The 23,173-nt window shown below is 39.7% G+C and carries 18 protein-coding genes and 1 pseudogene; 1 reads left to right on the top strand and 18 read right to left on the bottom strand.

The genetic code is table 11. The features are described from left to right. Positions 1 to 7: 7 nt before the first annotated feature. The 7 genes from OCV60_RS06580 to OCV60_RS06550 form a co-directional block, all read right to left on the bottom strand. Positions 8 to 799 (bottom strand): hypothetical protein, encoded by a 792-nt coding sequence (locus OCV60_RS06580; protein WP_021944064.1) that lies wholly within the window; start codon positions 797 to 799, stop codon positions 8 to 10. After that, positions 796 to 2,322, bottom strand: coding sequence for a hypothetical protein (locus OCV60_RS06575; RefSeq protein WP_021944063.1), 1,527 nt, complete (start codon positions 2,320 to 2,322; stop codon positions 796 to 798). Before OCV60_RS06575 ends, OCV60_RS06580 begins: the two co-directional genes overlap by 4 nt. A 17-nt stretch (positions 2,323 to 2,339) precedes the next feature. Next, positions 2,340 to 6,515: a vWA domain-containing protein gene (locus OCV60_RS06570; protein WP_262529850.1), complete on the bottom strand. Its 4,176-nt coding sequence runs from the start codon at positions 6,513 to 6,515 to the stop codon at positions 2,340 to 2,342. Further along, positions 6,506 to 9,286 (bottom strand): glycoside hydrolase family 3 protein, encoded by a 2,781-nt coding sequence (locus OCV60_RS06565; protein ID WP_021944061.1) that lies wholly within the window; start codon positions 9,284 to 9,286, stop codon positions 6,506 to 6,508. The genes OCV60_RS06570 and OCV60_RS06565 overlap by 10 nt, the downstream gene beginning before the upstream one ends. A 346-nt stretch (positions 9,287 to 9,632) precedes the next feature. Further along, complete coding sequence (locus tag OCV60_RS06560; RefSeq protein WP_021944060.1) at positions 9,633 to 12,212, bottom strand: purple acid phosphatase family protein; 2,580 nt, start codon at positions 12,210 to 12,212, stop codon at positions 9,633 to 9,635. Between the two features lie 27 nt (positions 12,213 to 12,239). Continuing rightward, the gene (locus OCV60_RS06555) at positions 12,240 to 13,448 is read right to left on the bottom strand and encodes a YibE/F family protein (RefSeq protein WP_021944059.1); all 1,209 of its coding nucleotides are present in this window, start codon (positions 13,446 to 13,448) and stop codon (positions 12,240 to 12,242) included. A gap of 304 nt (positions 13,449 to 13,752) precedes the next feature. Continuing rightward, a complete protein-coding gene (locus OCV60_RS06550) occupies positions 13,753 to 15,462 on the bottom strand; it encodes a diguanylate cyclase domain-containing protein (RefSeq protein ID WP_243000549.1) in 1,710 nt (569 codons plus the stop codon). Between the two features lie 231 nt (positions 15,463 to 15,693). Here OCV60_RS06550 and OCV60_RS06545 point away from each other — a divergent pair, with 231 nt between their 5' ends. Next, positions 15,694 to 16,629: an AEC family transporter gene (locus tag OCV60_RS06545; protein ID WP_262529846.1), complete on the top strand. Its 936-nt coding sequence runs from the start codon at positions 15,694 to 15,696 to the stop codon at positions 16,627 to 16,629. Positions 16,630 to 16,933: 304 nt separating this feature from the next. Here the strand turns inward: OCV60_RS06545 and OCV60_RS13035 are convergent. The 11 genes and pseudogenes from OCV60_RS13035 to OCV60_RS06490 form a co-directional block, all read right to left on the bottom strand. Continuing rightward, a pseudogene (locus OCV60_RS13035) lies at positions 16,934 to 17,163 on the bottom strand (DUF4143 domain-containing protein); the annotation flags it as partial. Positions 17,164 to 17,235: 72 nt separating this feature from the next. Beyond that, complete coding sequence (locus OCV60_RS06535) at positions 17,236 to 17,691, bottom strand: GNAT family N-acetyltransferase (RefSeq protein ID WP_021944056.1); 456 nt, start codon at positions 17,689 to 17,691, stop codon at positions 17,236 to 17,238. Positions 17,692 to 17,783: 92 nt separating this feature from the next. After that, positions 17,784 to 18,377 (bottom strand): DUF3267 domain-containing protein, encoded by a 594-nt coding sequence (locus tag OCV60_RS06530; RefSeq protein WP_008401980.1) that lies wholly within the window; start codon positions 18,375 to 18,377, stop codon positions 17,784 to 17,786. An 11-nt stretch (positions 18,378 to 18,388) separates the two neighbouring features. Then, positions 18,389 to 18,739: a GNAT family N-acetyltransferase gene (locus tag OCV60_RS06525; RefSeq protein WP_021944055.1), complete on the bottom strand. Its 351-nt coding sequence runs from the start codon at positions 18,737 to 18,739 to the stop codon at positions 18,389 to 18,391. Between the two features lie 27 nt (positions 18,740 to 18,766). After that, positions 18,767 to 19,132 (bottom strand): cupin domain-containing protein, encoded by a 366-nt coding sequence (locus tag OCV60_RS06520; RefSeq protein ID WP_021944054.1) that lies wholly within the window; start codon positions 19,130 to 19,132, stop codon positions 18,767 to 18,769. 66 nt (positions 19,133 to 19,198) lie between these two features. Beyond that, positions 19,199 to 19,975, bottom strand: a complete 777-nt coding sequence (locus OCV60_RS06515; RefSeq protein WP_021944053.1) for a hypothetical protein — start codon at positions 19,973 to 19,975, stop codon at positions 19,199 to 19,201. Between the two features lie 72 nt (positions 19,976 to 20,047). Beyond that, positions 20,048 to 20,380, bottom strand: a complete 333-nt coding sequence (locus tag OCV60_RS06510) for a DUF3784 domain-containing protein (protein ID WP_117785879.1) — start codon at positions 20,378 to 20,380, stop codon at positions 20,048 to 20,050. A 167-nt stretch (positions 20,381 to 20,547) separates the two neighbouring features. After that, positions 20,548 to 21,132: a hypothetical protein gene (locus OCV60_RS06505; protein WP_004851524.1), complete on the bottom strand. Its 585-nt coding sequence runs from the start codon at positions 21,130 to 21,132 to the stop codon at positions 20,548 to 20,550. A 290-nt stretch (positions 21,133 to 21,422) separates the two neighbouring features. Further along, positions 21,423 to 21,896: a GNAT family N-acetyltransferase gene (locus OCV60_RS06500; protein ID WP_004611537.1), complete on the bottom strand. Its 474-nt coding sequence runs from the start codon at positions 21,894 to 21,896 to the stop codon at positions 21,423 to 21,425. A 97-nt stretch (positions 21,897 to 21,993) separates the two neighbouring features. Next, positions 21,994 to 22,410 (bottom strand): YjdF family protein, encoded by a 417-nt coding sequence (locus OCV60_RS06495; RefSeq protein WP_117785878.1) that lies wholly within the window; start codon positions 22,408 to 22,410, stop codon positions 21,994 to 21,996. A gap of 201 nt (positions 22,411 to 22,611) precedes the next feature. After that, a partial coding sequence (locus tag OCV60_RS06490; protein ID WP_262529840.1) for a DUF4143 domain-containing protein occupies positions 22,612 to 23,173 on the bottom strand: 562 nt, incomplete at its 5' end.

The following is a 23,173-nucleotide window of genomic DNA, read 5'->3' as shown; positions in this document are numbered from 1 at the left end:
CTTAAATCTATTCTTTCCCATTCCATTCCTGTTTCATCTCTTGAGAATCTGCTTTGTCTGTTGATATATCTTGACTATTAGCCATCTGATCATATATCTGTGTATTTACATCATAGGCATTTGAAGCATAGCCCTGTTCATCCGCATTATAGCCATTCGGATAATAGCCCTGTGCATTTGCCTCATATCCATTCGGATAATAGCCCGCATCCGCATTATAGCTATTTGGATAATAACCTTGCGTATTTGCTTCGTAACCGCTCGGATAACAGCCTTGTGCACTTGCTTCATAATCGTTCAAAGCATAGCCCTGCGCACTTGCTTCGTAGCCGTTCGGAACATAGCCCTGCCCACTTGCTTCGTAGCCGTTTTGAGCATAGCCCTGCACATTTGCCGCATAGCCATCCGGATAATAGCCTTGTGCATATGGTTGCTGCATATTCTGAGCATTTACAGGCTGTATATATTCTGATGTAGTTTTTTTCTGCTTCTTCTGTTCTCTGGCAATCTTCTTCTCATTTTTCTTCTCGGCTTTCTTCGCCAGACGTTCTTCTCTGTGTTTTACCCTGTATGCCCGAACGATCAGAATATATACGATCCATAAGATAAGCAGGGAAACGATCGCGATCCCGGCATATAACTGCCACCGATGATAAGACGTCGCATAACGATAACCAAGCTCACTGTCAAGCGTCAGCAGCTTATCTCCCGATACCTGTATTGTCAGATAGATGCTGTAACCGATCACACCCGCACCTGCAAGTGTAAGAAGGATCTGAATAATAGTATATACGATCATGACTGCTTCCTCCTTTTCCTGCCCTTTGCGAATACAATGATATAAAGGATCAACAGTACAAGAACTAATCCGCCAAGTGCGATATATTCAAATATCCGCTTTACTGTTTTTGCCGATTCATAGGTGATTGTCGCTGAATATACCGACTGATTTCCAACAGCATCTTCAGCAATTAAAGTTATCGTATTCTCACCACCTGCCAGTGTTATCTTCTTATTAAAATAATTCTGTGTCAATTCAACCGGTTCTCCGTTTAATGTAAGAACAGCACCGGCCTCTGTATATCCGTTCAAATAGATACTTCCTTCTGTTACTACTTTTCCATTTATATCTTCGGATACAGATAATTGCGGAGGAACCGTATCTACATAAATATCTTTTGAAAATTCGGCTGCATTTCCTGTTTCATCTGTCACTACAAATGAGACCGTGTTATCACCATCTTCCAGATTCACACGATACATGCCGGATTCTTTTTCTCCCTCCAGAATTTTCCGTTCTCCCAGATATACATCAAATGTGCTGTTAGTATCTAATGTCATCGTTGCATTTATGAAACTGTTTTTTGTCGTATCCGAATCCGTATCAAAGGCTACATCTGCCGATACTTTTACTGCAGAATCTGCAGTGATCAGATCATACATACAGCTCTCATTTGTTCTCACAACTGCCAGATATACTTTGGAAGCATCTTCTGAAAAATCTCCATAAAACGTTTCTGCTGTTCCAACATCTTCTTCCTTTATCAGGTTATGGTTCTCATCCCAGACAAGGACTGTATAAGCTTCATTCTCTGCTGCCGTCCATGAAATATAATAACCATCGTTATAGGTTCCGCCTTTTACGCCATTTACCTTCTGTGAATCATTTGGATTCTGATAGCTGACAAATCCATCACCGTAAGCCCGCTGATAGATTCCATCCACAGATACACGGATATAAAAATGATATTCACCACTGGAAAGGCTGTTCAGATCAAAAGAAGCAGTCCCCTTCTTATCCATATATTCACTATAAACACAGGTTCCGTCAAATCCCTCAGAATCTGTATCTGCAAATATTTCTACATAGATCTCATCCGGACTGTCCGTGATCTTATAGTCTGCGGTAACGCTTCCATCTGTATTCTGTGTTACCGCAAATTTGCTGATCACTAAAGAATTCGGAAGTTCACCGACTGTTACATCTACAGTTCCTATATTGTCGCCGCTCACCACAACCGTCCAGGTTCCTTCTTCTCCTTTTCCTACATTGACGATTGCTTCTCCATTTGCCTCATATACCTGATCCGGTGTCTTATCCTTACTGTAGACTTTACCGGATGGTGATGTCAGCTTTACGGTTCCTGCCTGTTCATAGTTTTCCCATGTCACATAGAAGACCGCTTCTGTATATTCACGACCCAGATCAATCGTTACCTCTGTCTCTGCTGCATGAACCGGAAGTACCAGCCATCCTGCCACAATAGCCACCATTAACAGCCATATACATATTCTACTTACTATTCTTGTCTCTCTTTTCATATGCTTCTGTTACCCCCTTAGTTGGATGATGCATGAACTTTATCCCACAGGAAGAGTTCTCCATTATCTTCATACCAGATAGATGCTTCTTTCTCTTTGCCGTTATTCCCACTATAATTCAATGTTACCTTGGCTTTATTAAAGTCCCAATCCCAGTCAACGGCAAGCTTCGAAGCTCCCTTTGCATGAACATTAGCAGGTGCCATATCCACGTTACCATTTACACCAAGCTTGATATATCCACCGGTCAGATTGCCACCAAGATTTGCATCAGCACTTCCGTTTACCTCACAGCCAAAGCCTGAGATTCCAAGTTCTACAGAAGCAGATACATCCAGACCATCTTTATTTATCTTTGCTGCTGCCTTCGCCTTTTCTGATCCAAGCAGTGACAGATCAGCCGAGATTGCAAATTCTGGATCACTGAAATTAATCTCTACCTTACCATTTGCTTCACCGATCTCACCCCATGACTTGAACTTCTTCATCAGGGCATTATTACCGTTAAACGAAGCAAACAGGTTGATATCTGCACCCGCAGTTCCTGCAAGTATAATATCCTGCTTATCATATAAAGTATTATCAAGACCGGTACCGATAATATTATATGTTTTCTCCGGGATCACTGATTCGTACAGATTTAAGGCGATCGTACTCATACCCTGCAATTCTCCGCCAACCTGATTGATGTCAATGACTTTATAAACCGTTATTCCCGGATCTAATGCTGCTCCGATCGTTACTTTATCCGGCAGCCAGTAATAGGAAGAAAACGAGCCATCAAATCCGGCGATCCGACTGTCAAAGAATCCCGGTATGGATGTTGCCAGATCGATCTTTCCACCGATCTTCCAATACTCGTAATCAGGATCCAGGGAATTTAATTTTAGTGACAATTCATTGATCCCAAAGGTTCCAAAATTAATCTTATCATCTACAGATAATGTTACTTCTCCACCAAACTGAATGCCATCCGGTGTGATCGCCATTGATAAGGATCCATCTAAGCCTCCAAAGAATTCTTTTGCTCCAAACTGCTTTAAGCTGCTCCGTTTCGTGACAGGCTCCGACTCCTTATTCGCTCCGGTTTTATGTTGAAGTGATTTCTTTGTTGAATCAATAATTTCATCCAGCCGGAATGATGAAATATCTACCTGTAACCGGTTACTGTGCAGATTTACCTCTGCAACATCGATATCCATGATAAACGGCACGGAAAGATTCAGACTGGCAATCGTCTGATCAAATGATATATCAGATCCGCTGACCGTTACATAATATCCATTTTTACCAATTACATAATCTTTATTTCCCATGACCAGACCGGCGAAGCTGCCATTGGCCTGTTCCATCTCTGCGTAACTGACATAGAGTTTTCCATCTCCCTGAACCTTACCGGAATCACCGACCTTGATCGTCTTATTTGCCACAAGGGAAAGATCCGGATCCATGTCGTCCACAATGATCTCCATATCACCTGAGCTGTGAACAAATCCGTTGATCATGACATTTCCACTGGCCGCCAGGCGATCATCTGCTGTCTGACCAATGGCATCCGCCGTGATCGTCATATCACCAAGTCGGATTGAGGTTGTTGTTCCTGCTTTGAATACCTTAAACAGAGATTTTCCTACAACCAGACGACCATCTGTTGTCTTTACTTTGACATCATAGATACCGGCAGTCAGTTCGCCATTTAATTTGCCTGTAAGACTTGTTTTATCTGCTACCTGTATATCTGTTAATGCCAGATTGCCAACCGTCACACTCGCAATATCAGAAAATCCCCCGCCATTTACAGTCAAGGTGATACCATTCTGTACATCCTTTACAGATACATTTCCCGGCGTTACCGAAGATACTCCGAGTGTATTCTCATCTACCTTCCGGATAAATCCTGCATCATCTGAATCCTCCGGTTTATTCTCTTCTTTTAAATAGTAATTCTTTGTCGCTGTTGCATTATATTCTGCGATATCAACAGTAAGAAATCTAGGATCTACATCCGGATTCTTTGTTACCGTATATGATATGCTGTAATTATTTACGATATATTTCTGAAGATACAAATAGATATCCGACAGCTCCGTTGATGCAGATGCCTTTACGAATTTACCACCGGTTGCTTCTGCGATTGCCTGCATATATGCGTCATCACATTCGCCAAATCCAACCGTATATACACTGATTCCAAGTCTTGCTGCCCGGTCAGTTGCAGCCTGCATATCTTCTTCCGAACCTCCGTCCTGTCCGTCAGACATCAGGATAACTGCTCTGCTGCCTTTTTCCGCTTCCAGATTATCAAGTGCAAGATTTAGACCCGCAGATATGTTGGTTCCACCACCATCTGAAATAGCTGCTATAGAGTTCTTCAGCGTTCCGCTTCTGGATGTCAACGATTGCTCCAGATATGCCTCATTATCATATGAAACAATCATCATTTTCTCTGAGGTTATATGCTCTACCGCTTCTGTTGCGGCCTGCTTTGCGTTTGCAATCGCCGCACCTTCCATACTGCCGCTCTTATCCATTACGATACCGATACTGACAGCTTCACTCTCTGCCCCGCTGTTCAGTGTAAAATCCGTGATCTCATACTGCGTATCGATCACCGTAAAATCTTCCTTTGTAAACTGATCTGCCAGTTCTTCTTTGGAGTCCTTTGTTCCATTGATATTAATGTATGCCTGAATGGATGGATATGCCGAAGTATCGATACGGCTGATATGAATGTTGATCCTGTCGTATTTTAATGTGGTTGCAACGTACGAATTAAATGAACCATTTATGGTTTCTTCCGATACAGGAACAACCTGACTGCTCTGTTTATCTACCATATCGTTAACGGCAGCATTCAGTTCTGCATTATAACTGTCATCGGAGATCTGATTGTACTGTGTCACAACTTCATCAATTGCATCTTTTAATAATGATGAATCACTGATCTTGGCACTGTTATCAATGACATTATGCAGATGCTCGTTTGCTGTATCTCTGTCATCCATTGCCAGATACAATTTGGACAACTGCAGTTCATAAAATCCCGTATCGTCTCCACGATACGGTTCCTGTACAAGAACATAATTAACTGCACGCTTGACCGGTACATAACTTGCATCCTTATAATAGGAATCCGCTTCCTCCAGCAATTCATTTATCTCATCTGCATGTGCTCCATCATAACCTTCATCATCAATCAGCTTCTGTGCCTTCTCTTTCGCGCGCTCCGCCTTCTTCACCAGACTCTTGATCTCATCATCCTTCATATCAAATGAGTCTTCCGTATAGTTCTGATCTCTGGTATTTCGATATACTTCTTCGACTATTACATCCGTATATATAACCGTATTCTCCGGACTTTTAAAATTCTTGTTCAGTTCAGAAGCTATATCCTTTGCCTTATCAAAATCATTCTGATATACATAATAACTGATCTCCCGCCGGAGTACTTCTTCTGTCTCACCGTATGTATGCTTCAGATCCCTGATATCATCCTCTGTAAGATCAGCAACTGCCACGCCATGAATCTTATTGTCAAGCTCATACGCTTCTTCAAACTCCCGCTGTTCTTTTCTGGTAAAATCTAGATCTTCGATATAAGCAGTCAGTGAATCCGTCAGTGTTCCATTTGATGCATTCCCCGTGTCATCTGACTCCCCACTCCATGCAGTCTCCTGAACTCCATCTTCTTTTTCCAGATCAGACAGATAAGATTCATAATCTGTATATGCCTTTTCTCCTCCGGAGATCATTCCTAGTTTCCCGGAGCAATAGTCATCAAGAGCCGTCAGATATGCCTTTCCTGCCTTACTGAGCCCGTTTTGTTCTGATAACTCCTGAAGTTTAAAATGGCCGTTAATATAATCTCCGTTCATGACATCACATGCCACACTGAGCAGTTCTTTTTCTTCAAAAGAACCTGCAATGTCGTCAAGAAGGATTGCCGCCTGATCGATATTGCCCTCTTTCATATAACAATACGCCATATAGATATTCTGATCATTTGTATCTGCGTCCGTAAAATATGCCCGGACGCCAAGAAAGGTAGTCCCGGCAAAAGCCAGAACTACCCCTATCGTGAGCAGCCATTCCGGGACATTTCTCTTTGTCTTAAAGATGAAATGTCCGCATATATCAACGACTGTAAAAAACAGAAAGATAATTGCTATCTTCAGTAAAATATTTAATTCCAAATTTTGCCCTCCCTTAAATATCTGAATCTGATCTGTTTTAAATGAAGACCATTTTTACCGACATTCAGACGCATAACTGAAAATCTGGTATGCAGATCAAATTCTTTTTTGATAACCATGTCTTCCCCATTTGTTCCATGGAATGTGAAACTGAGGCTCGGTATATTGGTATAATACAACGTACATGGCATTTGGGCAAGTTCTGAGAGATTGGAACTTCCGATCAGTTCGATCTCATAAATTCCTTTTTTTTGTACATCAAACGGAAGTACATAATTTACACCGGCTTTCGACTCCTTGGTATCAAGTCGTAATTCATAGTCGCCATCTAATCTGACAAATTCAACTTCTGACAGATCAACATCATCCGGTTCCGCCGGACGATTGATGATCGATACCTCTGTCGGGCAGCCCATTGCTCTTCGCATTGCTTCTGTATCAAGTACAAAGCCACAGATGTTCGCTGCATTTCTCTGAAGTTCCGCGCGCTTCAGCCGTCCATCTACGAGTGCTGCGACTGTATTGTCTCCGCTGGCATTTGTTGATCCATCCGGACATACCATATAGATATCATTCTGCGCACGTGCCATTGCCGCAAAATTAATCTTATCCGGCTCCTGTCCACGCTCATTGATGGACGCCCACCAGTCAGTCATGACGATACCTTTAAATCCCCATTCTTCTCTGAGGATTGTCGTACAGAGATCATAATTTCCGGCTGTCCATACTCCGTTTACCGGCCCGTATGTCGTCATGATCGCATCGCAGACACCACTTTTTACGATCATCTCAAAGCCTTTCAGATAGATCTCCCGAAGTGCACGTTCTGATACAACAGGATCTGCAAAATGTCGTCTCATCTCCTGATTATTTGCACAGAAATGCTTCGCTGCCCCTGTTACACCTGCTGCATGCAGACCTTCTAACACCGCACTGGCAAAGCATCCTGTCACATATGGGTCTTCCGAGAAATATTCAAAGTTTCTTCCATTTAACGGATGACGGTGAATATTCATACCGGGTCCCAGTAAACAGTCAACCTTCTGTGCGATCATCTCATAACCGGTACAGGTGTAAAGCTCTTTTACAAGCTCTGTGTTAAATGTACATCCGATGATCGTTCCGTTTGGCAGACTGAATGCTTTCACGCCACAGTCTAACCGCATACCGGACGGTCCATCACTGCAGCATACCGAAGGGATTCCATGACGGTTGATCAGTGACTTGGATACACCGCCAAATGCTGCTGCCGTTCCCGGTGTTACAAGTGAACTTCCCATGCCTTCTCCTCGAATGATACAAGTAAGGTCATCGTCTGTCAATTCTGAAATAAATTTATCCATTCCGATCGAACCATATGCCACATCGGATAATGTATGAGTACCCATCGTCTGACGGATCTCCTGTGGAAGATGATCCTGTCTTCTCTGCTTCTCGTTTGATGCATGATGTGGTGCTGCTTCCATCATGACCTGATATCCGTTCTCTGTCTCTGCTGCCTTCATTCTGTCAAATGCTTCTACCGGAGCAAGTGCAGAGCAGAGCTGTTCGATCACAAGATCATCTGCAAGCTCAAACGCGCCTGCACATTCTGCACTTCTGACATTTTCGCCGGCAAATACATGATATGTGCCTGCTTCTAATACAAATGCATAAGCATGTCCTGTAATACCGGAGTCGTCATAGGAAGCAAAGCGGCTGTATGGAACGGTAATATCCAGTTCTTCTGATTCACCCGGTGCAAGCTCCTTCGTCTTTGCAAATCCGACAAGAACCTTATCTGCTTTTCCAAGCTTACCCTGCGGAGCTTCCACATAGACCTGAACAACATCTTTTCCTTTCTTTAAACCGATATTTGAAACAGTTACATGAAGTGTAAACTGCTGTTTCTCCGGCTCATTTGCAAATACAACGACTGCCTTTTCAAATGTTGTGTAGGACAGACCATATCCAAACGGATATCTGACGCTGTCCTTTGCGAAAGTCTCAAAATAACGATATCCGACATAGATATCTTCACTGTAATAATTCTTATCCGGATCACCAAAATATGGTGTAGAAGGATAATCAGCAACTTTATATGCGATCGTGTCTGTCAGATGACCGGATGGTGAAACAGCTCCTGTTAATACATCTGCCGTTCCAAGTCCGCCGACCATGCCGCCCTGCCATACATACATAACGGCTTCCGGCTGGTAACGGTCTGTAAAACTCATATCGAGCAGGCCGCCGACATTTAATAAAACTATCATCTTATCAAAGTTCTTTCTTACTTTTGTGAGCAGATCTTCTTCCACATCTGTAAGCTGATAAGAGCCCTTGGTATCACTTGCATCCTTATCCTCGCCTGCTGTACGTCCGATGATCACGATAGCTGTCTCTGATCGCTTGCCGGCTGCTTCCACAACCTCATCGGTCAGCTCCATTTCTTCCTGACACCACGGTTCATTTCCCCAGCCTTCGCCTTCATTAAATGGATGTGTCTTTTCCCAGTCCTGATAGATCCTGATCAGCTCCTCATCCAGGATGACCTGACCACTCTCACGCAGACCATCTACGATTCCATAGACCTTTGATACATTTACCATTCCTCCTGAACCGGTTCCGCTCTTATAATAGTGATTCTGGATTCTTCCAAATACTGCCACCTTCTCATCTTTTACAAGTGGAAGTGCCTGATCTTTATTCTCAAGCAGAACACAGCCTTCTGCTACTGTCTGTCTTGCAAGTGCTACATACTGATTCCAATCCAATACTACCTGATTCTTCATATCCATCATACTCCTTTTCCTGATTTTATTCGTTCGTTTGTTTTATCTCATTTATGCAGTTGCTTTTTCCGTCTCTCTGCATATGAATATTCTTCTTTTCTGCCTTTCGGCAAATTCTATTCTCGTTCTTTTACTCTAAATGTATGATAGTATGAATACGATTTTTATAATATAATAAAAACGATATTTATATCGTTTTTTCGACTATTTTAAAATCGAAAAGACTGTTGTTTGAATTATTCAAACAACAGTCTTTTTCCAAATCTTATGCTTATTATACCACAAGAATCCCGCCCGGCATACACCAAATGGGATTCTTATATTTTTCTGTATAACTGACACTTTACTATTTATTCTTTCTGCTCTTTGCGAACACACAGCCTGCTCCAACAAAGCATGCACAGATTCCGATAACAGCTACATAAATGATCGGTGTTGTATCACCTGTCTTTACGAGCTTAGAATCTTTACCGGTCTTATCCTCGGTTGTACCTGTATCCTTGCCAGCTCCAGAAGCCGTTGTTGATTCTGTATCTTCCATTTCTCCGGTCATTGCCTCTGTTGTCTTGTCTATGGTTGTATCCTCTTCGGTTAACTCTGTAGTCGGCTCTGCTGTTACATCTCCGGTCGTCCGACCATCTTCTGTCGATACATCCTCGGTTGTTGCTTTCTGAGTTGTCTCGGTTGTAGCGTCCTCGGTCGTAACTTTTTCTGTCGTTTCTTCTGTCGTTTCTTCCTCAGTCGTCACATTCTCTGTTGTCGTCTCCTGTATAACCGGTATAGCAGCTGTCTCCACTTTACCACAAACAGTACATTCATGCTTCTTTATTCCTGTAGCAGATGTTGTGGCTGCTGTTACAACCTGCCATGCGCCATACTGATGACCCTTTGCCGCAACTACTGTATCAAGAAGTGTGATTTCCTGTTCACCGTCTGCATCACGGAAATATTTGCCGCATTCATCGCAGTACCAGTATGCGATATTTCCTTCATCCAGACAGGTGGCTTCTCCGGCAGATACTGCCTTCATATTATGTACATGCTTCTTATTGATTGCAAATGAATCAACCACGCTCATATCACTGGTTCTGTATGTTGTTACCTTAAACTGGCTGTCTGACACATCTACTCTTGAAATGTTTGGAACATTTTCCTGATTCATCACTCTGGAATATGGGAAGCTTGCATTCTTGATCGTGTAGAACTTGGAACCAGATGCAGAGTTTAATGTCACATATAAGATTCCTGTTGGATTTGTGATCGATGAATAATCGGCATCATCATAGATCGATGCATCTGTCATCGGATCAAGTCCATCCATCATGTAGGTTCTGCAATATACATGGTCATGTCCCATAAGAACCACATCGATATCAAGATCCTTGAATACCGGAACCAGTTCCTCTCGTCTTGTCAATATGCCGCTCTCCAAAGAATGGCTTGCTACGGAATAAATGGAGTGATGGAATACAACCACCTTCCATGTAATATCCTGACCTGCAGTTGCCTGTATTGCCTGTTCCATAAATGCCTTATGCTCGGCTGTCGATGTATTGTTACTGTTCAGTGCAAGGAACAGTACATGATTGTATACGAAATAATAGTCTCCGCCTGCTGCAGTCGTTCCATAGCTGCTTTCATTCGGATTGTTAAAATGCTGATCGTACGCCGCAGAACCGGAATCATGGTTACCTACCACTGTTGCGGTTGGAAGATCAAGTAAAGTATCATGCTCCAGATATCCGTCGTACTGATCTTCATTTGATGCTGTATTTACCTGATCACCGGCTGATAACAGGAAGTCCACACCATCAAATGCACTGTTGCCGGAAATCAGCTTCAGCGTCTTCTCCCATCCGTCTGTATCGTTTACAGAACTGCCACTTGCACCGATCTGTGGATCACCTGCTGCTGCAAATGAGAAAGAGCCTGTTCCACCGGTTGTAAAGGCACGGATCTCTGACTTTGTCTCTCCATTTACCAACTGATAAGCATATGTCGTATCAGCTGACAGTCCGGTTGCTGTCGTCTGATAGTTGTAGTAACCGGATTTGTTGGATGCAGTTCCATTTGCCGTGAAGCTCTTTGCATCTGCCGGCATCTCGTTTCCACTGACTTCTGAATTCTTAGCAACCAGAAGTGTGCCTGTTCCATCAACATCTGCATACCAGGTTACATTGATCTCAGACGCATCCTTACCAACCGTCCATGAGATATTCTTCTGTGTATATACCGGTACGGATACTGTCGTCTCAAATGTAAGAGTCGGCATATCAAAATAAATATCCGAGCTGGATGAGCGTCCCTGATGAAGCTCTACTGCTATAACATTTTTTCCATCCTTCACTGCCGCAAGTGCTGCCGGATCACTGGTACTGATCGTTCCGGTCTTTGGATCGCCGGCATTGGAACCGCCATACTGAAGATTGCCTGTTATGCTGTCATCATCAAAGCCTGCAATCTTCACACCATTTACATATACGGTTGCTGCATCATCATAGATCACACTTCCTGATATCTTCGTTACCTTAGAAGCATCCGGTATCGTTACATCCGTACGGAAGAAAAACGCTTCAATATCGGTTGTTCCATCTGCCTTGTACTGTGTTAATAATGTCTTTGGTGTACATCCGCCACCCAGATCATTGATTTTTCCTTTCTTTGCTCCAAAAGGACCTGTCGCTGTCTTCCATGCAGATATGTCATAGTCATCCTTGGTCCAGCTTGTCCGGTCATAGCCTGCTGTTGTACTGTCGCCTGCCGGGTCGCTTCCATCATCCAGATAACTCCATGTTACATTTCCATCCATTGTTACATCATTCTCTGCTGCCCTTGTCTGAAAAAGGGGCTGTGCCATCGTTGCTACCAACAATAATGACAAAAGTGCAGAAAGTCTTCCTGCTGTCTTACGTCTGTGTTTTTTCATTCATTTTCCTCTTTTCATTTTTTCATTTTATCTATGTGAAATGCGCATTGCTGCGCAGATTCCTGTCGTTATCGGTACGGTAAGGATCACTCCGATCGTTGCACACAATCCCTGTGCAAGCTCGATCGCCAGGTAGTCCGATGATATGAACTGTGTCCGGCTCACTCCATAGGCGGTTAATACCAGCATCGTATTGAGTGCCGTTCCCGCAAATGCAAGAATCAGCGTATTGCTCATGGTTCCGATCATATCTTTTCCGATATTAAATCCCGACTTCATAACCTGTCGAGCGGTTACCGAAGGATCTACAACGACCAGTTCCATAAGCGCTGCCGTAAGGGAAACTGCCACATCCATAACGGCTCCAAGGGAAGATACCAGAACGCCTGCGATCAGAAGTGATCGAACCGAAAGTCCTGTCGCTCCCTGAATGACCAGTAGTTCTTCCGCATTGTCACTGTTAAATCCTGTAAGATGTAAGGTTTTTGAACTTATGTAAAAAATAATTCCTGTTACTGCAACTCCAAGTACAGTAGCAAGTGCGGATACAGCCGTCCGTCTGCTGCAGCCATTTAACAACAACAGGCTGACTGCTGTTCCTGTTAATATGGTCAGGATTGAGACAATTACAGGAGGAAATCCGTGGTAGATCGCCTGAACCATAAACAGTACTACCAGAAGAAGTGTAAAAACGACACCGGCTAATGCCCGTAAGCCTTTTCCTTTTCCCACAAACAACATTACCGCGGCAAATACCACCACAAGGATGCCAAGTGGCAGGCACCTGTCATAATTGAATACTGTGTAGTAGGGAGCTACTCCCTCCGGCATATCTGCACATACGATTATTTTCTGATTAGCGTTTACATAGATGTTATGTGTCTGCGACAAATAATTATCAATCGATACTTTGTCGCCTTTCTGATCTCCTTCCAAAATCAGAACTGTAAGTTCCTGTTCTCCAAGATATCTGGAATGATCATATGGATCTGTCTCCAGCCGCTCATTATCGACAGATACTACCCGCCCTCTTACGAATGTCCTGCTGTCGTTGTTGTACATTGTATAGCTGTTGATCCGATTCCAGTCAAATGAACCTGCCGCCAGAAGAAAGGCTGCTCCAATCAGGAAAACCGCGATATATACTGCGTTTCTTCTCACAAATAAAACAAGATGCCCATCTGCTTTTTTATCCGTTTTCCTTGTCGTTTTGTCTTTTCTCTCTGTCTCTTTCATTTCCGGCTGCCTGCTCCTTATACATATGAGGCGAACCTGCCTGCTCCTTGAGGTGGTCTCACTTCATTTCTGTATTTATTATAGATATGCCTGCATGTGCCTGCTATCACACTTCCGTAAAGATTGCAATGGTTGTATATTTCTTTTGTAAAATTCACGAAAAAAGCAGGCAGTCTCGTTATAAGACTGCCTGATGATTATTTTTATATTGTATTGTTTTCTATATCTCATATATCACATAGGATATACCTGTATCTTCATGAGAAAATCGTTCTCCAATAACTGTTTCTGCTGATGACTTACTCTATCTGGAAAAGCCATCATAAAAAGATTCAACCAAAGCACAGTCCATGATAAGAACATAGAACACATTTCCATAGTAACGGTTTTCTACAATTCTTCCATGATCAAGAACAGGGCGGTAGGATCCATCTTTTTTTGCAAAATGGAATCTTACATAATCATTATTTCCACTGGTCTTTGCATCAATCTGTTTCCAGATACTGGTCTCCACAGAATCCCGTTCATCCGGGTGAATAAGATTCTTGAACCGCTGCCCGGTATAATCCAGAAAATCATCAAAATCCTTGCAACCTGCAAATTCTATCAATTCACGATTTGCAAATAAAATACGATCATCCTCCGGATCAGCTATATATATCAGGAAAGCTCCCGGAAGATTTTTTGACACATCCTGAAGTGCAAACCCAAGCTGACTTCTATTCTGTATCTTATAATCACTGCGATAAGGACTGCAACTATGCTTCCCATGTAGTTTTACCGCATAAAGTGCCATATCTGCGCATCTGATAAGCTCCGAAACATCGTCACAGTCCTTCGGATATTCTGCGTATCCAAGAGAAATATAAAAAGGATGCTCTTCACCATTATATGTTATATGCCTTGGCTTAAGGGTAAAACTCTCTATTTTACTCTTTGCCTCTTCCTCTGTTGTTCCAATCAAGATAACAGAAAACTCATCGCCGCCATTTCTGCATAGAATGGCATTTACACCAAAACTATCTTTCATGTCCTGTGCAAGACTTTTCAGTGCGGCATCACCAACAACGTGTCCATACATGTCATTTATAAATTTAAAATCATCAATATCCATCTGTGCGCCCACACAATGAATACAATGATCGTCCTGTATCATCTTTTTAAGCTGCTCATCAAAACCTTTGCGGTTCAAAAGACCGGTTAACGGATCTGTTATCGCCATTTTTTTTAATATTTCACGATGTCTCTCAACCACAAGAACGATCACCGTTAATCCCGTTAAAAGCAAAATAATACTAATTCCAAAAACGAGCTGCGGGAGTATATTCCATCCGTGGTTCCAACCATCAGTTGGCATTACCTCTAAGCCAAATGTGCTGCCACAAAATTCAAACTCAAATGTAATCGGCTCCTTCAAAATATTACCTGATGACGATACCACCTCTGTATCATCCGACAAAGGAGAAACTGTCTTTGTCAGACAGTAATCATAACCAAATTGGGTAAGTGCCTGAACCGATTTCTCAAATACCTCCGGAATACGGATAATTACAATAGTGAATCCCCAGAACGCAGAGGTTCCATCCGGGCACTCCAGATATACGGGATTTCTGATTGCAATGCCCCGGCCTCCTTGTTTTAAGTCAAACGGTCCCTGCATAGTAACTATATTTTTATCTCTCCCGTAACGGCATATCTCTCCACGGCTTTCGTCATGGATCAAATCTATCTTTCCTGCTTCATTTCCCGCCTCCGGATATATATCTGTAACAACACCGTCAGGTGCAACCTGTATGCTCTGAACAAAATCTGTCATCAGATTCCCTGCAACTTTTTGAAAATTATCAATTTTTCCATTTTCACTGAGTACTATTTCCTCAAGTGTATCTGTAATCGCAACTCCACGGTTCATATCATTCTGCAACCGTTCTGCATAGGTTATGGCATTAAGTTCTGTGACAGCCCGAACCTGTTTTAAATTCGTTCTGTATGAATGATATAAAACTGCTGCCAAGGCCAGACAACCTGCCAGGAAAATGAGAACCGGCAATATGAGTTTTTTGTTATGGATTTTCTGTGAATGCATAACTTGTCATCTCTCCTTGTTCTAAATCCAACTAAACAAATTCCTGTAAATTGCACATATTCTATCGCATTCTTTTATTTTTGACAAGCCACCCATTGTGGGATATTCCTTTTTTTGTAAAATGGGATTATAATACAGGAGCGAAAAGAGGTAATCAATATGCAGATAAGTATAATTTTGCTCGGAAAACTTGTTAACTTTTTTATTATGATCCTGCTTGGTTTTATTCTTGTCAACAAACATATATTAAATGCTTCTGACAGCAGGATCCTGTCTATCATTGTAGTATATCTGGTGATGCCCTGCGCCATAATAAATTCATTTGAAATTGGCTTTACAAAAGAAAAACTGCAGGGACTATTATTTTCCGCTGTTCTTGCAACCATTATACATATTCTTCTATTGATTTTTATAAATATCGGAAGGAAACTCTGGCACTGGAATACAGTTGAATGTGCCACTATCATGTATTCCAACTCGGGAAATATGATAATCCCACTTGTAAATGCTATGCTGGGTACCGACTATGTACTGTATTCATGTGCATTTATGTCTGTACAGCTGATATTTCTCTGGACACACTGCAGCACCATGCTCGCCGAAAAGCCACATATGGAATGGAAAAAGATAATAACCAATATAAATGTAATAGCCATAATAGCCGGACTCCTACTCTTTTTCTGCCAGATAAAACTGCCATCTGTCATACTCACACCGGTAAAAGACATAGGAAATATGCTTGCACCTCTCAGCATGATAGTAACTGGCATGCTGATGGCTGATTCGCCGATCCGCGACAGCCTGAAAAACGCAAAACTATACATTTTCTCTGCCATCAGGCTCGTCATCTGGCCTGCTGTTTTACTGCTTATAATGTATGTAAGTCATGTATATGCCCTTATTCCAGAAGGAAGAACTTTACTCCTCATAGTATTCCTTGCCTCCATCACACCATCCGCTTCAACAATCACCCAGATGGCTCAGGTATATAACAAAGATGCTACATACTCCGGTCTTTTAAATGTATTTACTACCTTGTTCTGTATCATAACCATGCCTTTGGCTGTCATATTGTTTTCACGGCTGATTCTTTAAGGACATTCCTTGCGACACACATGTTAATCTGGTTTCCATAGGCATCCTTTTGAAATACATAATCCGTTGACGGAGTACTTCATAAAAAGTTTCTCCAGTCAATATACTTTCCCTGTGCCTCATCCACCAGAAGTCTGAGATAATCCATTTTTATCATATCAAGAGCTCTCCTTTTTTGTATCAATGTAATAGGCATTTGCGAAACGCCACAAGCCGCATAAATACGGCATTTTTTTGTTACTAAAATCAAAAGTCTCCTCACGATTTGTGATATAATGGAGTTGTTCAGAAACCAATTAACCACCAAAATAAAATCTATTTCATAATTATGTTCGGATTTCTGATTCATAATCGTATAATAAAATAATTCATTTCCATTAGCTGCCAAACACTGAGCTACAATATTTTCATATAAATATCCCAGATTAACACTTAATTTAACAGCTTCTGATAGATTTCATTTTCTGTGAAATCCTTATCCTTAAACATCAAAGTTACAAACAAACCTGTATCATTTAAAAATAGTTTGAATCTTTTAGTTCTGCAATAAGTTCTTTGGTTTCTTTTGATGCTCTTGAAACATCAATCAATATATAGCTGTCATATTCATTTTTCTAAAACAAATCGTGCTACTTTAACATTTCCATCCATTTCCATAGACACTATATTAAATCCACATTTTTCTGTATAAAACTTTACATTTTCCTTTTTATCTATGGGTGTAACTAAGGTAATTTTATCCCAATCCCTATAGTGTGATGTTACAAATCTAATTGCCTGCGTTCCAATTCCTTTTCCTTGAAACTCTGGGACAACACACAAACACCCAACTTCATATATTCCCATTTCCACTTTTTTACAAGAAACACAACCGACCGGTTCACCATTATATAAAATTATAAATTTTGGATATTCTATTATAGATTTTTCCATCATCTCTTTAGTCTTTCCATACGCCGGACATTCACCATATTTAATATAATCACTATAAAATGCAAAATTATAAATATCTATTAGCAATTCTGAATCCGTAATATCTGCTTTTCTATATTCAATCTTCATAAACAATACCTCTCCAAATTTCGATTTTTCTTTCCCGTATTAATTGCTATATGTTTTCACTTGAATAATTAAGCATTTTTCCAAACAAAAATTTAAGAAATCTTATACATATCATTCTTGTAGAACATTATTAAATCGCTTTTTTCAGAATTTCTTAGAACGACAAGGACATTAAACACATCTGGGAATGGCGAAATCATCCCCATACATGCCATGCCAAAATTCAATCCATTTAATACTCTAAATTCAGCAGGACTAATTACAAATAATATAAATGGAACTAACCCAAGAACAAATGGCAACAGGCACATCAATATAAACCGATCTCGCCTCAATGGATATGATGCTAATGCAACAAATGTTGCCTTTCCTTTTATTCTGCCTATTGTTACATCTGCTTCCTTAGGATAAACAATTCCATGTAACCACTCATGAATTATCAACAGTAAAAAACCGAAAGCAAATCCGACCAGAATAAATATTGGCGAGATTACAACGGTCTTGCATATTATCGTTTTACAAAGCATAGCAATAAAAAGGATAACACATAAAATTACAGCAATTGGCACTGCTTTTTTCATCAGTTCACCAACACTCTGCGGTGTTTCTATCTTTACTGCACCATCCAGCAAATTTCCTGTTTGATATTTATTTATATCGTTTATTGACCACACAATTTTTATCATATTAAATCCCTTTATTCATTACCTCCTGAACTTTTATCAGAAAAGCCGCTAGAAGTTTTCTTCTCCATCACATAGTTTTTAAGTGTAATTCCCATCCCCTGATAATTTATATGGACATACAGCCTAGCCAGATAGCCAGATCGATCAATATCTCCAAATCCAACAACCTCATCATCCTCCACTGCAACCACTGTTTTATGATTTAAAAAAGAGTGGTTCCATTCTTGTAAATCTACGCTACCGGTTGCCCATGCATTTAACTGTTCTTCTGTATAATTCTTTACATTTACGCTATATACCGTATTGTAGAACAATTGCGCTATCTGCTCACAGTCAGTTGACTTGTATTCTCTAAGTTCCATCTTTTATCCTCATAAACTGAAATTTGTCTATTTTTCATCCTTATATGCATATCCAAAGTTTATTGGTGGTGCAGTCACTGATACATACACAAATTCTTCATTACCATCATTCAATAAACCATGAACATCTTTATCTGCAAATCTTACAACATCCCCAGCAGTAAACACTTTTTCTTGTTCATCTGCAAGTAATAGTTTACCCGTTCCTTTTGTTGCATACCAAATTTGTTCTGACACATCATGTGTATGTCTTGGTTGGCAAGCACCTATTTCAAGATGAACCTCTGTAATTGTCACTCTTTCACTTGATGAATTTTCAGGATTTAATAGTTGTCTTGAAACAACTCCTGGATTTGATAATTCAACTATCTTCTCTTTACTTATGAATTCCATACTATACCTCCACAACTTCAAATAAACAGGTGCTTTCAACATTTTCAGTAGACTAAAATTAATCTCTTACTCGTTAGACAACTGATTTAATTTATCTTTTAAAACTTGTTGTCTATCATCTTCTGCGTAACCTTGCTCAATAGAATAAATTGCTTTTTCTATATCTCTATTTTTTGCATACAAAAACGCTCTGATATGACACATATACGGAACATATATATGGTGTAAAGTTACTATTCTCTGATTAAGAACACCAATGGCATCATCAACCGTTTGTACATTATTTACCCACTCTCTTATCAGTGGGATATTTTTATCTATCACACTTTTTATATATTCCAATGCAAATTCCATATCGGACGTGTAGGTAGGTATTTGATATTGAAAACTTGTGCATTTCCTTGGATTATAAAATTCTTCCTTTGTATATCCACAGTCTTGTTCTCTTTCATCCTCTATGTGATTATACCAAGCATCAGCAATGTGTATTTTTACAGAACTTTCTGTCCGATGCCATGTCAACTTATTTTTACTATTGATATCAGGGATAAAATCATAATTATATCCCCAGCGTAAGTATATGTGATTTCCTCTTGGATAACATAATTCAACCACCAAACGCCGATTATCACTCCATTCAGAGTGCCATTTTTTTATCTTTTCATTATATTTCAACCCGAATTCTTCTGACAACCTTCGAGATATGTATTCGTCATAAAGTTCTCTTTTGATATAGTCCTCACCATGTAAAAACTTATCTTTATACTCTTCTTGTGATAATATTTCATTTGATTGCCTTTTTTTTGAACAAAAACCCTTACTCAATACATCAAATAGACTCATAAGTAACCTCCGTTATAGCAAATCATCTCTCGCGAAAATTCCGATTTTCTCAATTCTCCAAACTTGAAGTTATTACTTTCTGCATAGTGTGTTTCCTAAAATGATAATTACCACGGCATCAACCAAAATAATCCCCAATGCAATATATACAAAAAATGCAGGCAAAATATTTTCAAACAAGCCCATAGTTAATGCAAGAATTGCTATAATAGACATTCCAATTCCCATTGTTCTGCATAACTTCTTTTCATCATATTTTTCCTTTTCTTCATTTGAAGCTGTATTATATCCAGAAATGAACCAGCTTCCATGTCCAGAAAGTAAAATAATAGAAAGTACAGCAAATATCGCAAAGACAATCCACACTATCCAATCAGAGCCTGTTGCTAAATCTGCTAATTTCATTTACATACTCCTCCTTAAATTCCATTTTTTTAATTTTATAAACTTGAATTATATATTAATTTTTCTTATTTAGTCTAATATGGAAATCGTTGGCTTTAGAACATTCTTCATATGTAAGATTAGTTTCATTCATTAAAAACTTAACGGCTTCCTCCTTTGTATTGTAATTAGATTTTTCTTTCATATATCTTAACAAATTGGTCATATATATTCTTCCGTACTTCTTCTGACAAACCGGCGTATTTTGTATCCAACACCTTTTTTACGGCTTCGTACTTCCTATTTTTATCTTCTATATCCGGTCCACGGTCATAATTAAACCTCACATCATAAAAAATGTGTTTCATATCGTTACTTAAAGCTTGTAACACTCGAAACCCTTTCATAGAAAACTTTCCTTCTTTTATACCATTCTCCACACAGGGCTGTCTCGCCCAATCCATCATAAACCAATTCTCCATTGGCATATTTACACCATATCCGGAATCTGACAAAAAGTCATTTATCTCATTCCAATTTATCTGTAACGGCAAATCGTTTTCTTTCGCAAATAAATAGTCATCACGCTGTAATTCCTGTTTTTTTCGCTTTCTTGTATTTCTTTCATAAACAATCCAGTATATTACCATTGCTGCTATAATACACACGCTAAATATCTTTGTAATCATGGTATTTCCTTTATAAATAATCAAGTATACTACGGTTACTACCGCAATACTTATGCTGAGTACCTTTATAATCAAACCATTCATTGTGTATCTCCCTATCACTAAAAATTGGAAATTAACAAGTCGACAAATTCCGATTTCACAGTCGTTAAAATCAAAGTATTACAAACACTGCTACCAAACATGCAACTAATCCCATGAACCAAGGTAATATAAAAGATAGAAAATTTGCCTTATTTTTTCGAAGCAGAATCATTGCGGTTATCATTATGGCTAACCATGCGAACATAATAAAATATCCAAGCATATTTTTTTGATTACATTGTTCAAAATAAACACCTCCAAACAAAAGATAAACTGGAAGTTGAAAGTTCCTATAATTTACAAATCATAATATATTCTTCATCATTTTCATCAACGATTTCAAATCCTACCTTCCTATACATACGGACAGCATAATTCATCTTCTGAACAGCTAATGATGCCTGTTTATATCCTTCTAGTTTTAATTTCATTAGCATCTGTTTCATTAATTCTGTTCCGATACCATAGTTTCTATACTCTTTAAGAAGTGAAATTGCAAAAGACGGTGTTTCATTATCTATATGCCCGTAATCATTCATAATCCGAACCCATACAGCACCAACAATCTCATCCGCAACTTGAGCAACCAAACATAAGTCTCCCTTGTTCTCACCAAAGTCTTTTACATATACCTGCAAATCTGGTTTGTTAATGATATCTTTGGACGGTACAGGAACACCTTCAGGAATAAAAATCGCCTCGTACAAAAAAGTATCTAATATCTTATTTTCATCTCGTTTTAATTCTCTTATTGAATAATTCATATAAACCTCCGATTTATTTTTATTTATAAATCAGTTGTCATTCCACACATAATGATTCCTCCGCTAAATATCGAATTGTGCAAAAGCCCAAGGGACTTTAATGCCCCTTATGCTTTTTTCTTTTCTTTTGCTGTTTCAACTCAAACATTCGCTGTTCTTCCGCCTCTTTTTTCTTGCGGTTTCTCTCTTTACGCTCCTGATTGTTCTGTTCCTGTTGTAATTTTAATGCCTGCTGCGATTTTGTGCCGATGCCTGTTTCCATCGTCTGCTTTTTTGCTTCTCGTTGCATACGCTTTGGATTTCTTTTTATATCCTTTACAACAGTTTCAACAGCCGGACTGAATTTCAAACTAAAATAGTATTTTTGAATATATTCCTGCACTTCGTAATCCTTTGGTTCTGCACCAAATGTTACCTTCGCCACAGATAGTTTACCATCTTCAATACGTTCAAATACGCCTACCCAAAATGTTTCTTCAAAATATACCGTCAGTTTTTCACTTGCTTTTTCCATAAGAATCCCTCCTAAAATGAATTGAACAAAGAATGGACAACCCGGAGGGGCAGGTTACTTACCCTATTTGCATAGGACGGCTGGGCTACCTACCAGCTCTAGTACATTTTTAATGTACATTGCGTTTTTATCTTTGTATTTATAATCAAGCCATATGGCACGATTAACTTATTCGGTCAATTCCGATTTACCAGTTACTTCTTATAGTTCCAACGAATCTGCATTCAATAAAAAATCATATACATTCATGATTAAAATTCCCTGATCGTTATAAAAGGGTTTTGGTATATTAGATGTAATTACAATCTTCTTAAATGAATCATTTATTTTCAAAAAAGGGCGAATTTCTTGTGCCATTTTTGTTTCCGTCTCCAGCATATACGCTGATTGGATATAATATTTTTTAGAACCCTTATTACAGATAAAATCGACTTCCAGTTGCTTTTTTATCGGTTTTGCATCCTTCCCTTTTTCAATAACAGTCAGATTACCAACATCCACATGAAAGCCTCTCATTCTTAATTCATTGTAAATGACATTCTCCATAGAATGTGTCACTTCCAGTTGCCTGTAATGAATTCTTGAATTTCTAAGTCCCATATCCATAAAATAGTACTTCATTGGCGTACCGATATAGGACTTTCCCTTAATATCATATCTGCTCGCCTCTTCAATTAAAAAAGCATCCTCCAAATATTCAATATATTTCGTAATCGTTGTTGCTGTAATTTTCGAATTGTTTACGCTTTTAAATGTTTTCTGA

The sequence above is a fragment of the Coprococcus ammoniilyticus genome, assembly GCF_025567345.1.
Lineage (GTDB): Bacteria > Bacillota > Clostridia > Lachnospirales > Lachnospiraceae > Coprococcus > Coprococcus ammoniilyticus.
This window is presented reverse-complemented; position numbering and strand designations above follow the sequence as displayed.